The organism is Rummeliibacillus sp. BSL5 (assembly GCF_052928305.1).
The window spans coordinates 1,108,233-1,123,813 of record NZ_JAVGCV010000001.1 but is presented as its reverse complement, the minus strand read 5'-3'; the positions used below and the strand labels follow the sequence as shown (position 1 = coordinate 1,123,813).

General features: G+C 36.8%; 17 protein-coding genes. 16 read left to right on the top strand and 1 reads right to left on the bottom strand.

What is annotated here, in order from left to right; genetic code table 11:
* Positions 1-22: 22 nt before the first annotated feature.
* Positions 23-997: an asparaginase gene (locus RCJ93_RS05785; protein WP_150283979.1), complete on the bottom strand. Its 975-nt coding sequence runs from the start codon at positions 995-997 to the stop codon at positions 23-25.
* A 74-nt stretch (positions 998-1,071) separates the two neighbouring features.
* Between RCJ93_RS05785 and prsW the strand changes: the two genes are divergently transcribed.
* The 16 genes from prsW to RCJ93_RS05705 all read left to right on the top strand — a co-directional run bounded on the left by prsW (position 1,072) and on the right by RCJ93_RS05705 (position 15,581).
* Positions 1,072-1,746, top strand: coding sequence for a glutamic-type intramembrane protease PrsW (gene prsW, locus RCJ93_RS05780; RefSeq protein WP_446738602.1), 675 nt, complete (start codon positions 1,072-1,074; stop codon positions 1,744-1,746).
* Positions 1,747-1,842: 96 nt separating this feature from the next.
* Positions 1,843-2,616, top strand: a complete 774-nt coding sequence (sleB, locus tag RCJ93_RS05775) for a spore cortex-lytic enzyme (RefSeq protein ID WP_066786013.1) — start codon at positions 1,843-1,845, stop codon at positions 2,614-2,616.
* A gap of 21 nt (positions 2,617-2,637) precedes the next feature.
* Positions 2,638-3,927, top strand: a complete 1,290-nt coding sequence (locus tag RCJ93_RS05770) for a PepSY1/2 domain-containing protein (RefSeq protein WP_066786016.1) — start codon at positions 2,638-2,640, stop codon at positions 3,925-3,927.
* A 222-nt stretch (positions 3,928-4,149) separates the two neighbouring features.
* On the top strand, positions 4,150-4,806 hold the full coding sequence (locus RCJ93_RS05765) for a flagellar brake protein (RefSeq protein WP_066786018.1): 657 nt from the start codon (positions 4,150-4,152) through the stop codon (positions 4,804-4,806).
* 339 nt (positions 4,807-5,145) lie between these two features.
* Positions 5,146-5,820, top strand: a complete 675-nt coding sequence (cmk, locus tag RCJ93_RS05760) for a (d)CMP kinase (RefSeq protein ID WP_446738601.1) — start codon at positions 5,146-5,148, stop codon at positions 5,818-5,820.
* A complete protein-coding gene (locus RCJ93_RS05755; RefSeq protein ID WP_150283981.1) occupies positions 5,821-6,414 on the top strand; it encodes a lysophospholipid acyltransferase family protein in 594 nt (197 codons plus the stop codon).
* An 83-nt stretch (positions 6,415-6,497) separates the two neighbouring features.
* A complete protein-coding gene (rpsA, locus tag RCJ93_RS05750) occupies positions 6,498-7,661 on the top strand; it encodes a 30S ribosomal protein S1 (protein WP_150283982.1) in 1,164 nt (387 codons plus the stop codon).
* Positions 7,662-7,835: 174 nt separating this feature from the next.
* Positions 7,836-9,146 (top strand): ribosome biogenesis GTPase Der, encoded by a 1,311-nt coding sequence (gene der, locus RCJ93_RS05745; protein ID WP_066786029.1) that lies wholly within the window; start codon positions 7,836-7,838, stop codon positions 9,144-9,146.
* A 28-nt stretch (positions 9,147-9,174) separates the two neighbouring features.
* Positions 9,175-10,191: an NAD(P)H-dependent glycerol-3-phosphate dehydrogenase gene (locus tag RCJ93_RS05740; protein WP_066786032.1), complete on the top strand. Its 1,017-nt coding sequence runs from the start codon at positions 9,175-9,177 to the stop codon at positions 10,189-10,191.
* A gap of 163 nt (positions 10,192-10,354) precedes the next feature.
* Positions 10,355-10,576, top strand: a complete 222-nt coding sequence (locus RCJ93_RS05735; protein WP_307723577.1) for a DUF2768 domain-containing protein — start codon at positions 10,355-10,357, stop codon at positions 10,574-10,576.
* Positions 10,577-10,599: 23 nt separating this feature from the next.
* Positions 10,600-11,325: a hypothetical protein gene (locus RCJ93_RS05730; protein ID WP_150283983.1), complete on the top strand. Its 726-nt coding sequence runs from the start codon at positions 10,600-10,602 to the stop codon at positions 11,323-11,325.
* A gap of 94 nt (positions 11,326-11,419) precedes the next feature.
* Positions 11,420-12,898: a stage IV sporulation protein A gene (spoIVA, locus tag RCJ93_RS05725; RefSeq protein WP_066786036.1), complete on the top strand. Its 1,479-nt coding sequence runs from the start codon at positions 11,420-11,422 to the stop codon at positions 12,896-12,898.
* Positions 12,899-13,238: 340 nt separating this feature from the next.
* Positions 13,239-13,511, top strand: a complete 273-nt coding sequence (locus tag RCJ93_RS05720) for an HU family DNA-binding protein (RefSeq protein ID WP_066786039.1) — start codon at positions 13,239-13,241, stop codon at positions 13,509-13,511.
* Positions 13,512-13,778: 267 nt separating this feature from the next.
* Positions 13,779-14,348 (top strand): GTP cyclohydrolase I FolE, encoded by a 570-nt coding sequence (gene folE, locus RCJ93_RS05715; protein WP_446738958.1) that lies wholly within the window; start codon positions 13,779-13,781, stop codon positions 14,346-14,348.
* Between the two features lie 61 nt (positions 14,349-14,409).
* Complete coding sequence (gene mtrB / locus RCJ93_RS05710; RefSeq protein ID WP_066786045.1) at positions 14,410-14,631, top strand: trp RNA-binding attenuation protein MtrB; 222 nt, start codon at positions 14,410-14,412, stop codon at positions 14,629-14,631.
* A 164-nt stretch (positions 14,632-14,795) separates the two neighbouring features.
* The gene (locus RCJ93_RS05705; RefSeq protein ID WP_251645757.1) at positions 14,796-15,581 is read left to right on the top strand and encodes a heptaprenyl diphosphate synthase component 1; all 786 of its coding nucleotides are present in this window, start codon (positions 14,796-14,798) and stop codon (positions 15,579-15,581) included.

The following is a 15,581-nucleotide window of genomic DNA, read 5'->3' as shown; positions in this document are numbered from 1 at the left end:
GTGAATAACATACTTTACTTCTTTATTGACTTAATAACAAGCCTTCCTCATTAATAGGTTTTTTATCTTTATTTAGAGTTATTAATAGCTTAATCCGTGCCTTTTGTCCATTAAGATCAGTTACGAAAGATACACCTAGGTCCTCTAACATTTTACCGCCACCCTCATAACCATACACGCCTTGTGCGATCCCATTAAAACAACGAGAAACGAGTACAACAGGAATATTGTGTGCAATCAATTCTTTAATTGCCGGCAACAGGGATGGTGGAACATTGCCTTGTCCTAAACCTTCCAACACAACACCATCATATTTGCAATCAATTGCCGAATAAAGAAGGTCTGCTTCCATTCCAGCATATATTTTAAATAGGGCAACTTTTTTATCTAAACTGTTTACTTCTACATACTCTCGTTTGAGAGGAGCTTGTTGAAAATGAATTAAAGTTTTAGTCACTAACCCAAGCGGACCATATTGTGGCGATTGAAAAGTAGAGACTGAACTAGTAGAAGTTTTTGTTACGTTTACAGCAGAATGCAGCTCATCATTCATAACTACAAGAACACCTTTATTTCTTGCTACCTCAGAAGAAGCAACTCGGACAGCTTCCACTAGGTTGTAGACTCCATCAGCACCTAATTCGTTCGATGAACGCATGGCGCCTGTTAATACAATCGGTATCTCAAGATTAGTCGTTAATTCTAAGAAATAAGCAGTTTCTTCTAAAGTATCTGTACCATGTGTAATTACAACACCATCGATAGCATGTCCCTCAACCGTCTTAATAATTAAATTTCGTAGCTCTAACATCTTCTGAGGCGTAATATGTGGTGAAGGAAGGTTGAAAGCTTCTATTTCAATAATATCAGCGATATTTTCTAGTTTTTTACTTTCTTGTATTAATGGATTTACGATATCAGGGATGACACCTCCGTCTTCACTGACATGCATAGAAATAGTGCCACCTGTATGAATAAGCAAAACTTTTTTCTTCATAAAAAGTCCTCCTCGAAATTTCATGTCTTTTCTTATAAAATAGTACTATAAATAGAGATGGGGTGCTTAAAAAAATGTTCGTTCTTTTATCCGTGTCCATTGCTCCCGCTCTAGCGCTCTTTAGTTTTTTTTATTTAAGGAATCAAATGGCGACAGAGCCGAGAACAACATTGTTACACACTTTTATATATGGTGCAATATTAACATTTCCGATATTATTTTTGCAATTTGTATTAATGGAAGAACACATATTTTCACATGTTATCATACAAGATGTGTTATTTTCCGGAGTAGTGGAAGAGTTTTTTAAATGGTTTATATTATTTGTGGCTATTTACAATCATATAGAGTTTGATGACCCATATGACGGTGTTTTATACGGAGTCAGTATATCACTAGGATTTGCAACTGTTGAAAATATATTATATCTTCTCTCTTATGGATTAGATACAGCTTTTATGCGGGCTCTCATGCCTGTATCTAGCCATGCCCTTTTTGGCGTTGTTATGGGCTACTATCTTGGAAGAGCTAAGTTTACGGAGAAAAAGATTTCTATACGTTATCTAGTAGTAGCTTTAACTTTGCCAATGCTACTTCATATTGTATATAATTTCATCCTCACAATTGAAGGCATGTGGGCATATATTATGCTGCCATTCATGTTATTTTTATGGTGGTTTGCCCTGCGCAAAGTGAAAACTGCACATAAACAATTGGTTCAAATGCTTGTGGCGCAACAAAAATTTTAATACTTATAATGTTCTATTCTGAGAGGATTTTTTCTCTCAGTTTTTTTGTATAAAAAACATGCAAGAAACCATGCTTATAGAAAAGGAGCTGTCAATATGAGACGTTATCAAATGCTTTTGTTGGTTATTCTAAGTCTTTTTCTTACAAGCGTGGCCCCGAGGACAGGAGAAGCATTCTCCTCACAAGTTATTACAAGAGGTGCGTTTGGCGATGACGTTATTGAATTGCAATCAAGACTTCAATACATTGGATACTATAAAGGAACGATTGATGGGAAATTTGGCTATAGCACATATTGGGCATTGCGAAATTTCCAGGATCAATATGGATTGCCGATAGACGGAGTAGCTGGTGCAACGACGAAGAAGAAGTTAGCATCGGTATCAAACTATGATAAAGACTATGTAATGGGACAAATAAGAAAAGGAAATAAATTTACTGTCTATGGTGGCCAAAAGAAAACTACACAAGAAGGCACTGGCAATGGGGCAGATATGCAAATCCCAAGTAAATTTACGGAACAGGATTTGAAGTTGTTATCAAATGCAGTATATGGAGAGTCAAGAGGAGAGCCATATGAAGGACAAGTGGCTGTAGCTGCTGTGATATTGAATCGTTTGGAAAGCCCTGATTTTCCTAACACTGTTTCAGGTATCATCTTCCAACCTGGTGCTTTTACAGCTGTATCAGATGGACAAATCTGGCTTGAACCGAATAAACAAGCGATGGAAGCAGTACTGGATGCAATGAATGGATGGGATCCCTCACAAAATGCCCTTTATTATTTCAACCCAAAAACAGCAACAAGTAAATGGATATGGACAAGAAAACAAATCACACAAATTGGCGAGCATATCTTCTGCATTTAGTAAAACTGGAGGTGAAAACGAATGAAAAAAACCATATTTTTATTAAGCTACGCATTAATAGCATGCTTAATATTTATAGTAGCATCGAATAGAGAAAATAAGGAACTTCAATATCTACTGCATGGGCAATATACAAATAAAATGGCAGATGCTTCAACACAACTAAATGAGTTACAGCAAGCTGTTCAGCAATCCTTAATGTATAAAGATACCACTGCATTGCATCAATCTTTACAGGATGTATGGCGCTTGTCATCTGATATTAAATATTCCATAGCGGATTTACCGTTAGATCAAGAATTTACAAGCGAATGGATGAATTATCTTGGTCGACTAGGTAACAATGCAAAAATGACGATGACATCTAAAGAGAACGCTGATAAATGGCATGCTAACATAAAGAATGTTTCTGAAAACCTCACAAACTTTTCGAATGATTGGCAAGTAGCAACAGCTCATGTGTTGCAGCAAGATAACAATTATAAACATTGGCTAGAAGAACAAACGGCAGACCCATCGACAGGTAATTTTAAAAATATGGCTAAATCAATTAAGACATATAGAGAAAGTGATTTTCCGCTGACTGCTAGTGAATCAGATCATGAAAAGAGGAAAAACCTGCAAAAATTAGATGACCGAAAAATTAGCGAAAGCGAAGCAATAAATCGTTTTAAAGATATGTTCCCAGAGTTATCAAATGCCACTATAGTAGTGAAAAATAGCAGAAAAGGGGCACCGTATCCTTTTTATCATATTACTTTCACTAAAGGCGAACGCACAGGTTATGCGGATTTGACTGTAAAAGGTGGCCATCTTCTTTCCTATTTAGTTGAACGACCATTTGGACAAACTAGTCTTCCAATTCTAAAACTAAAAAAATTGGCAGATCAACATTTAAAAGAACTAGGCTATACCGATGTTGTTGAAACAGATGCAAGAGAAAATAGTGAAGTTTGGCACTTAAGCTACGCAAGAGTAGATCAATCAACAAAAGCGAAGATTTATGCGGACGGCGTGCAAGTGAAAATAGCTAAAGATACTGGTGAAGTTGTTGGTCTTAATGGAATTGAGTACATTCAAAAAGAAAAAGTAAAACCGCAAACGATGAAGAAAATAGATTGGAATACATTCTTTAATCGCGATGCGGAAGTAATGGAAGAGGATTTAGCATATGTTGAGGATAAAGATTTTGTTGAGAGACTTTGTTATGAAGTAACAGTTAGAGTGAACGCAAATAAAACGCAGCACACATACAAAGTACTAATTGACACAGAGACAGGTGAAGTAATTAAAAACGAACGACTGTCATAAAAAACATATATCAGTGGGGAACGTATCCTCACTGATTTTTTTATAGGTCTAAAGGTGTCGGATGATTAAATAATATGTCGTTTTTAAATTCATAATGATAAAAATAAAAAAAATTATAAATGCATTTTATGCTCTTTTCCTTAATGTAGAATGGATATAGCTAAATTGTCCAATCCGTGGCATAATAAAAACACAACTTATGAATCATAAAGGGAGATTGCTATGGAATTGAAAATAGGTACCAATATAATATTAGAATCAATTTCTTCCGATGTAAAAGATCGCCTTCGCGCTAAAATTGTAGAGCAAAAAAACAATATTCTCTACATTGATTATCCTACCAATATACAAACAAATAAGACCTCTTTTTTGTTAGAGGGTGGACAATATCGCGTTTCTTTTGTTGATGAAGCTAAAAACGCTTTTGCATTTAAAACAGAAGTACTTGGAAGAATTAAAAACAATATTCCAATGATTATGCTGGCATTACCTGCTAACGATCAGTTTATTAGGATACAAAGGCGTGAATATGTTCGTGTAGCTACACCTGTTGATATTGCTGTAGAGTATAATCAACAGAATTATCAATATGTGGCGGAAGACATTAGCGCTGGTGGCTTAGCAATCAACATTCCCAGAATTGTACCATTTAAAGAAAATGATGAATTGCAACTTATCATTGTCTTGCCATTTTCGAATTCAAATGAAGGAGTTAAATATGTTCATACCTCTGCAAGAGTCATTCGGATAATCGAAAAAGACCAAAGAATGTTGGCTACACTGCAATTTACAAATACGGATGACGTCGACCGACAATACATTGTAAGATTCTGTTTTGAACGGCAATTACAAATTCGCAAAAAGGAAACAAGCTTTTAGGATATCTTGAAACTGTGAAGTTGTAATCTGGTAGTAAAAGCAATAGACGACTAATCATTTAATATAAAGACGAGAATAGCGTCTCCTATGAGGAAAGCCCGTCACAAAATTTTTTATTATGAATGGAAAATAATATCAAGAGAAATGGACGAATGTTGAGTTTAAAAATCACATTTGTTCGTTTTTTTATTACCTTAAATAAATATGCTAGCTTCATATTAATAAGGTGGTTCTCCTTGCTGTTTGAACGAAGATTCAATATTGAGTAATGTTTCACTTTATCTTTTCACGGGCAATTGGTTTCTGTGTTACAATATGACGGAGAGAAGGGGTTGACATTTGAATATGAATATACAAATCGCTATTGATGGTCCTGCAGGGGCCGGCAAAAGTACAATTGCCAAAATAGTGGCAGAAAAGCTTGGCTATACTTATATTGATACGGGCGCAATGTACCGTGCACTTACATTAAAAGCATTGAACGAACATATAAATTTAGAAGATGCTAAAAGCATTACTGATTTGCTTACAAATACGAAGATCCAGTTAAAGCCTTCAAGTAATGGACAACTTGTATTTCTTGATGAGAAAGATGTATCGGAAGAAATCCGTTCTAATGAAGTGACCAAGAATGTATCGAAAGTTGCTAGTCATGCAACGATGCGAGAGATTATGGTAGATCACCAGCGCGAAATGGCAAAGCAGGGCGGTGTAGTAATGGATGGACGAGATATTGCTACCGCAGTGCTGCCAGAAGCAGAATTAAAAGTATTTATGTCAGCGACAGTGGAAGAAAGAGCTCGGAGAAGATATGAGGATAATAAACACCGAGGTATTGAATCATCATTGGAACAATTAAAATCCGAAATAGCAAATCGCGATAAATTAGACAGTGAGCGTGAAGCTTCTCCTTTAATTCAGGCACCAGATGCCATTTTCCTGGATACAACAGAGCTTTCTATTTCTGAAGCTGCACAAACTATTTTGGGATTAGCAAACGAAAGGATGGGCTAAATGGACTTTTATCAATTTGCTAAAACAGTTGTGTTTAATGTACTAAAGCCAATCTACCGCATGGAAGTTATAGGGAAAGAAAATTTTCCTGAAGAAGGCGGTATACTTTTATGCTCAAATCATATCGATAATTTAGATCCTCCAATGGTGGGCATTTGTTCACCAAGACCGGTCAACTTTATGGCAAAGGAAGAGCTTTTTAAAGTACCTATTCTAAAATCCATTCTCCCTAAGGTACATGCATTTCCTGTGAAGCGCGGTTTAAGCGATAGGCAAGCTTTGCGAGTTGCAATTGATACATTAAAAGACGGCCAAGTTGTTGGTCTTTTTCCAGAAGGTACTCGCAATAAAAGCGGCAAACTAGGCAAAGGTTTTTCGGGCGCTGGTTTTTTTGCATTGCGAGGAAATGCAAATGTGGTTCCATGTGCCATCATAGGTCCATATAAACCGTTTAGAAAAGTGAAAGTTGTATTTGGTAAACCAATCGATATGGAACCGTACAGAGAAACAAAGGCAAAAGCGGAAGAAGTAACACAAGTGATCATGGATCATATCCAGCTATTGCTAAATGAACATCATCCTGAAAATAAATAATATGTGATTATAAGGGTTAATTTTTGTTTTTACTAGCAAATTCTTATAAAATAGGAATTATACATTGTGAAGGAGGATTACATATGTCTGAAGAAATGAACTTAAACGAAGTAAACGAAATCCGTGAAGGCGATGTCGTAAAAGGCAAGGTCGAACGAGTGGAAGATAAAGTTGCAATCGTCACTATAGCTGGTGCACCGTTTGATGGCGTAGTGCCAATTAGCGAGCTATCTAGCTTGCATGTGGAAAAAGCTTCTGACGCTGTCTCCGTAAATGATGAATTAGAATTAATCGTAACAAAAGTTGAAGAACCCGATGATGCAAAGCCTGGTCAATACGTGTTGTCAAAACGCAAGGTTGATGCGAAAAAGGCATGGAAAGTTTTAGAGGAACAATTTAATAACGGCGAAATAATTGAAGCTGAAGTGAAAGATGTAGTGAAGGGTGGCCTTGTCGTTGATCTAGGCGTTCGAGGATTTGTACCCGCTTCACTTGTAGAAGATCACTTTGTTGAATCTTTCGACGATTACAAAGGAAAAACGTTAACATTCAAAATCGTAGAGATGGAAGAAGAGAAAAACCGTCTAATCCTATCTCACCGCGCAGTTTTAGAAGCCCAAAAAGCTGAGAAAAAGGGCGAAGTGTTAGGTGGTATTCATGAAGGGGATGTACTAGAAGGCACTGTTCAGCGTTTAGCTTCGTTCGGTGCATTTGTAGATCTGGGTGGCGTTGACGGCCTTGTACACATTTCTCAGGTATCTCACGAACATATTGATGATGTGGCAACCGTTCTTTCTGAAGGACAACGTGTTAAAGTAAAAGTTCTATCCGTTGATCCAGAACAAGAGCGTATTTCTTTATCTATTAAAGAAACACAAGAAGGCCCATGGGCAAATATTGAAGAGAAAGCTCCAGTGGGTGCTGTTCTTACAGGGAAAGTGAAACGCCTAGTTGGTTTTGGCGCTTTCATCGAAGTATTCCCAGGTGTAGAAGGACTTGTCCATATCTCGCAAATTTCACATAATCATATTTCCACTCCTCATGAAGCTTTAAAAGAAGGCCAAGAGGTGGAAGTGAAGGTTCTGGGCGTTGATCAAAACGAAAAACGTTTATCTCTTAGCATTAAAGCATTACTAAATAATGCAGAAGAAGAAGTAACAGACTATGAAATGCCAGAAGAAACAAATGGATTTTCATTCGGTGATGTGATTGGTGATCAACTAAAAAATTTCTCAAAAAATAACTAATTAAAAGAAACAGACGCAAAGAATCGTTCTAGCGTCTGTTTTTTCTTGCAATGCATCAGTTTTTTGATAAAATAAAGATATATTGACTTGAATTGTAGGTGATGGTGACAGATCAGATGCCATCACCTTTTTTGTTGTATAATAGGATTAAGAAGTTGGAAGGATGAATTTAAAATGACGAAACCGATTGTCGCAATTGTCGGCCGTCCAAATGTCGGTAAATCGACTATTTTTAACAGAATTGTAGGTGAACGTGTGTCCATAGTGGAGGATATTCCAGGTGTGACGCGCGACCGAATCTACAGTTCTGCGGACTGGCTTACACATGATTTTAATATTATTGATACTGGCGGTATTGATATAGGAGATGAGCCGTTTTTAGAACAAATTCGCCATCAAGCAGAGATTGCCATGGACGAAGCAGATGTAATAATCTTTATGGTCAATGGAAGAGAAGGCGTAACATTGGCAGATGAGCATGTAGCCAAAATTTTATACAAAACAAAAAAACCAGTAGTACTAGCTGTTAATAAAATTGATAACCCTGATATGAGAGATATGATATATGATTTTTATTCATTAGGCTTCGGCGATCCATTCCCAATTTCAGGCTCACATGGTTTAGGCTTAGGAGATTTGCTTGATGAAGTAGCTAAACATTTCCCAAATGAAGAAGAACAAGTATACGATGAGGATGTCATTAAGTTTTCATTAATTGGCCGTCCAAATGTCGGCAAATCTTCTTTAGTTAATGCCTTTCTTGGAGATAACCGAGTTATTGTCAGCGATGTTGCTGGTACAACGCGTGATGCCATTGACTCAAATTATGAATTTGATGGTCAAGAATATGTCATCATTGACACTGCTGGAATGCGCAAAAAAGGAAAAGTCTATGAGACAACAGAGAAATACAGTGTCCTTCGAGCCCTTCGAGCAATTGAACGTTCAGATGTTGTTTTGGTTGTTTTAAACGGCGAAGAAGGTATTCAAGAACAAGACAAAAAAATTGCTGGCTATGCGCATCAAGCTGGTAAAGCTGTCATTATTGTTGTGAATAAATGGGATGTTGTAGAGAAAGACGAAAAAACAATGAATGAAAAAACAAAGGAAATTAGAGAACAATTCCAGTTTCTTGACTATGCACCTATTATTTTTGTGTCTGCTAAAACCAAGAAACGTGTACATTCCATTTTGCCAATTATTAATCGCGTCAGCGAAAATCATTCCATGCGGATTCAATCGAGCATCTTAAACGAAGTAATTTCAGATGCTGTAGCAAGAAATCCTGCACCAACAGATAAAGGTCGTCGCTTACGTATTTACTATGTAACTCAAGTAGCGATTAAGCCGCCAACATTTGTTGTCTTTGTCAATGATCCGGAATTAATGCACTTTACTTACGAGCGTTTCCTAGAAAACCGAATTCGCGATACTTTTGACTTTGAAGGAACGCCGATTAAGTTGATTACAAGAGCGAGGGACTAATAACTATTTAATAGAAAGGGGCTTTTACATGAGTCGTGTAGCAGTGCTAGGAGCAGGTTCATGGGGGACATCATTAGCGATTGTTCTAGCAGAAAACGGGCATGATACATTACTATGGACACATAGAAAAGAACAGGCGGAAGAAATTAGCAACCAACATAGGAATGCTAAATATTTGCCGGAAACAATCTTGCCGGAGAATTTAAATGCGACAGATGATATGGAAAAGGCAATTTCACATGCGGAAATAGTTGTCATGGCTGTGCCTACTAAAGGTATCCGCGAGACTTGTAAAAAAATGCTCAAGACATTAGACAAAAAGGTCCTTTTTATACATGTCTCAAAAGGAATCGAACCAAATACTTTATTGCGGATATCTGATATTATTAAAGAAGAAATTCCAGCTGAATTTATTGAGGAAATTGTAGTCTTGTCAGGTCCTAGTCATGCAGAAGAAGTGGTATTGCATCATCCTACAACAGTAGCAGCTGCGTGTGAAGATATAGTAGCAGCTGAGCGAGTACAAGATTTATTTATGAATCAATATTTCAGAGTATATACAAATAAGGATGTCATCGGCGTAGAAATAGGCGGTGCCTTAAAGAATGTTATCGCGTTAGCTGCAGGAGCCGTTGATGGTTTAGGATTTGGCGACAATGCCAAAGCCGCCCTAATTACGCGAGGTCTTGCCGAAATCTCCAGATTGGGTGTGAAAATGGGTGCTAACCCACTTACATTCTCAGGGCTGGCAGGCATGGGTGATTTAATTGTCACATGTACAAGCGTCCACTCCCGTAACTGGAGAGCGGGCCATATGCTCGGCAAAGGGTATACACTAGATGAGATTCTTGAACAAATGGGCATGGTGGTAGAAGGCGTTCGTACAACAAAGGCAGCCCATCAGCTTGCAGAGAAGTACGATGTGTCCATGCCGATTGCAGAAGCGTTGTACAGCGTTTTGTTTGAGGATAAGAATCCTCGTCAAACGGTGGAAGAACTTATGCTTAGAGTGAAAAAGCAAGAATTAGATGCGTATTATCTTTAAACTTTGTTAACTTCCATACTGTATAATGGTGTCATAAGATATTTTCAACGATCTACGTATTTAGTGAATAGTCAAAATAAGAGGTGAGCAGCAGCCATCTCTTATTTTTTTAGGCTATCTCATAGGGTTTAACTGAATGTACATAAGAAAGGTGGTTGTATCGTTGTCAAATTTAGTGCTTCTTGCTAGTACAGGCATATCCGGTATGACAATGATGTGGATTTCTTTTTATTCCATTGGTTTTATGCTTGTCGCGTCAGGACTCATTTATTTAAGCAGACAAAAGATAAAAAATCGAATTATCAGTTCAATTGTCGCGTTGATTGCGTATATTTTTTTAATAATTGGCTTTTTGACAATGGTATTTGTTGTAATGTCATTTTAAAATAAATTAATGAGGGAAAGTTTATGAAAAAATATAGCTTATTATTATTTGTTGCATTACTTACAGTGGTGTTGACCGGATGTATGTATCCAGATAAAGAGAAAGTAGAAAATCAATTGCCTGATCAAGCACAGTTATTAACAGTCCAAAAGACTATTGATCAATTCAGAAAAGATACAGGCGGTTTATTGCCGATTCAGAATCGTGATCAAGATGTAGACCAATATATCAAGTACCCAATAGATTTTTCGAAGCTTATAAGTGGCGGATATATTCCGAAAGCTCCAGGCAATTCTTTTGAAAAGGGCGGAATATATCAATATGTAATCTGGCATGCAGAGAGCAAAAAGCCAAAAGTAAAATTAGTCGATCTGCGGGGCACTGAAATTATCCGAGAGATGAATATTAAAAAAGGTGTGAATGGATTTGTGCCAATTGCGGGCCAAATCAAGGATGATATTTATCAAATAGATTATAAAAAAATGGGCTATAAACAAGCCCCTACTGTTCCTAGCCCTTATTCAAATACCAATCTGCCCTTTATAGTAAAAGGAAGTGGCGAAATTTGCATTGATTATTCTATTGAACTTCAAAGAATTCTTGATAAAGAAAAGCCAAATGTGAAAAGTGGTGAGGATATCAGACACCTTTTATCGGATCGCTATGAGGTTTTGCCTGCCTATTCTTTGCCTTATACAGTGAATGACAAACAAGAAGTTGAATTTCTTACAGATTCGAAAAGAAAATAATAATTTACCTTTTTAAAAAGCGTTTCATGACTTGTGCATGAAACGTTTTTTGCGTGCATAGGATATAGTGCTGAGAAAAAGGGGGAAGAAAAACATGTCACAAGAAGTGTACGAGCAAATGGCAACAAGAACGAACGGCGATATTTATATTGGTGTAGTAGGACCTGTAAGAGTAGGTAAATCAACGTTTACAAAGCGTGTTATGGATATTATGGTATTACCGAATATGGAAGATGAAAAAGAAAGACAACGAGCACAAGATGAGCTGCCACAAAGCTCGCCTGGTCCAGTCATTATGACAACAGAACCTAAATTTGTCCCAGCGAATGGCGCGCAAATTTCAGTAGGCAATCAGGATATGCCTTTTAAGATTAGATTTGCAGATTGTGTAGGATACATTATTGATGGAGTGAAAGGCTATGAAGATGAAAATGGACCAAAGTTGGTACATACACCATGGCACAACGACCCAATTCCATTCCAAGATGCAGCTAAAATTGGCACAGACAAAATTATACGAGAGCATGCTAATATTGGTGTTGTAATGACGACTGATGGTACAGTTAATGGTATTCCGCGTGAATCTGTCCGTCAGGCGGAGCAAGATATTATTGATCAATTACAAGAAATCGGCAAACCATTTGTCATTGTAGTGAATAGCAAAATGCCAGCACATACGACTGCTAAAGAATTATGTGATGAACTACATGAGAGGTATAATGCACCAGTCATTTCTACATCAGTAGATCAAATGACGTTAAATGAGGTAAAACATATCCTAGAAGAAGCATTATATGAATTCCCAATTAAAAAATTGGAAATGGAAAAACCGGATTGGTTGGATGTACTAGAAGAGAATCATGAATTAAATAAATTGATCAAGCAATCAATTGACAATTGGAAGCAATCTGTCAATAAAATTAGAGATATTGAACGCTTGACAAAAGAATTGCTTGATGAGGACTTCATTGCTTCAGCTCAGGTGAAAAGTGTAGATGCGGGATTAGGGCATGCGATAATTAGCTTACAACTGAAAAATGATATTTTCAAAAATATCTGTGACGAATGGCTGGAAGAACCTATCCAAAGTAAGAAGGATTGGTTATTATTTATAAAAGAATCGCAACAAGCGAGAAAATCTTATCAACGCTTCCATGAAGCAATTGAGCAAGCACGCAAGGATGGTTATGGTGTAACACTGCCGACCCTTCAGGAATTCGAACCGTCAAGACCAGAGATTATTAAACAGAATAATTTCTTTGGGGTCCGCATGGAAGCAAAAGCACCATCTTATCACATTTTACGTATTGATATGGCAGCGGAATTCGCGCCATTGATTGGATCTGAGTTCCATAGCCAGCAGCTGCTGAAAGATTTAACGTATGCCTTTTTACATGATCGGGATGCATTATGGGAAACGCAATTATTCGGCACACCATTGTTCGAAGTAATGAAAGAAAGCATTGCTTACAAGACAGATGCAGTTCCTAAACATGCAAAAGCAAGAATGCGCCAAACGATAGAAAAAATGGTCAATAAAGGCGATTCAGGCATGGTAACATTTATTTTATAAATACAATGAATCTGGAATGAAGCTTGATTTATCTAAATAAAGAAAATAATTTATAAATTGAATAAAAGGAACAATGAAGGACTATTTACAGTATGTAAGTAGCCCTTTTTTTATGGTGTTTTTCATGTATCTATATGTAAAATCGATATCATATATTTGCTTTAATTGTACATATTTTACTGTCGTATACTTCATTTAAACATGCTATATTGGTTAAGACAGGCATTATTATTTGCTTAAAATCAACAAATGAAGTATAAATATTGTTGCACAGTAAATAGTGTTGTGATAATCTTTTTACATGATTTAGTGGTATGCCTTTTGAGAGGAGGTGAATGGTGTGAATAAAACAGATTTAGTAAACTCTGTTGCAGAAACTGCAGAACTTTCTAAGAAAGATGCAACAAAAGCAGTTGACGCAGTATTTGAATCTATCCAAGCAGCTCTTGCAAAGGGAGATAAAGTACAATTAATTGGTTTTGGTAACTTTGAAATCCGCGAACGTGCGGCTCGTAAAGGACGCAATCCTCAAACGGGTGAAGAAATCGAAATCGCTGCAAGCAAAGTACCTGCATTCAAGCCAGGTAAAGCGCTTAAAGATGCAGTAAAATAATTTTGCATCTGTTACATAGAGTAGCCAATTTAACTGGCTACTCTTTTTGTATAATTAAGAGTGAACAGGACCAACTATACATAAAAAGATATTACTTAGTGGGATGGGCTAAGAATAATATAGGTTTTTTTAAGTTTAGAAAATGGGATAAATCCGTTTTCATATTTTGCGATTAGAGGTCTTGTATGTTAATCTCATTTTGAGACTTTTTTAGAAGCATAGGGGGTTACCATGATTAATATTAAAGAAGAGAAAATCGATCATTCAATTTCGAATGTTGACTTAAATAAAATTGAACAAGCAGTAAAAATGATACTTGAAGCAGTAGGAGAAAATCCTGATCGTGAAGGATTATTAGATACGCCAAAACGTGTGGCGAAAATGTATGCAGAAATGTTCCAAGGTCTTCATATAGATGCTAGAGATTATTTTAAAACAGTTTTTCATGAAGAGCATAATGAAGTAGTGTTAGTAAAAGATATACCATTCTATTCTATGTGTGAACATCACTTAGTGCCATTTTACGGTAAAGCACATATTGCTTATTTGCCAAAGGGTGGAGTTGTTGCAGGTCTAAGCAAGCTTGCGCGAACAGTTGAAACTATTTCACACCGTCCACAATTGCAAGAACGTATTACAAGTGAGATTGCTGAAACAATGATGGAGATGCTAGAGCCGGAAGGTGTTTATGTTGTGGTGGAAGCAGAACATATGTGTATGACTATGAGAGGTATTAAAAAACCAGGTGCAAAAACGGTTACATCTTCAGCAAAAGGAATCTTTTCAGAAGATGATGTGAAACGACAAGAAATACTATCATTCATTAAAATGGCTTAATTTACGCCTTTTTTTATGGTATGATAGGAAAAGGAAATTCGAATACAAGGAGACTCTTCAAATGGGCCAAAATGATTATGTAGTAATACGTGCAAAGGAAGATGGCGTCCATGTGATCGGTTTGACTCGCGGGAATGATACAAAATTTCACCACTCGGAGAAACTGGACGAGGGAGAAGTAATGATCGCGCAATTTACAGAACACACTTCAGCGATGAAAATTCGAGGCAAAGCAGAGATTCAAACAGCATTTGGTATTGTTGAAAGCGATGCGAAAAAATAAAATTATAGCCCGTTATACTATCTCTTGAAAATAAGGTGTTGAAAGATTGATTGGGCCTAGCTGTTGCAGTAGGTGAAAAAAGCCCCAATTGACCTTTTACATTGTTAAAAAGAGATAAGTAATACAGTATAGCAACAGGAAATGAACTGAATGGAGAAAAGTTTATGAATGCAGCAATTTTAGAAGAACATTTATTACAATCAAAAAATAATATATTAACCAAATTGCATCATAGAACGCTCCTGCAGTATACAGGCCAGCCAATTATTTTTGATGGACAACTTCGCTATATATTATTGCCAAAATTGAACGGCGAACATTGGCCGAAAAAAATAGAACAGGCTGTAAACGCAGTTGCTATGGTTTATGCCGCATTGAATGGCCATGAACAAATCAACGAACAAGATGCTGCCACAAAAAGGCAGCAACTAACAGTTCTTGCTGGCGATTACTATAGCGGTATGTATTATGCAACACTTGCAAAAATTCCTGATATTGAGCTTGTTCGTTCATTGTCTGAGGCTGTCGCCAAGAGCAGCGAATCTAGGACTGTTTTGTATGAGCCTATGAAGCGTTCGATGGATGAATGGTATAAGATTCTAGAAGTGATCGAATCAACGATTACGTGCCAGTTTTTGAAGCGTTTTAATCTAGATAGTTATATTGAAATTGTCAAAAACGGACTGGTTTTGGAACGACTTAAACGAGAATTACAGTTCTTACAAGAAAAGCATATGAAAACGCCATTCCTGAAAATACTAGAACAACAGCAAGAGTATGCAGGCATGAACAATGAACAAATTTTAAGACGGCTAATCTCTAACCTTTCATCTAGGCTAATACGTATTATTACAGCTTCTCCGATCTTACAAGATGAAGTAAAAACATTTATGTTGCAGCATGTTGAAGTAAATGTAGAGGCACAGATTACGATGAAAGGTGTTGAGTAG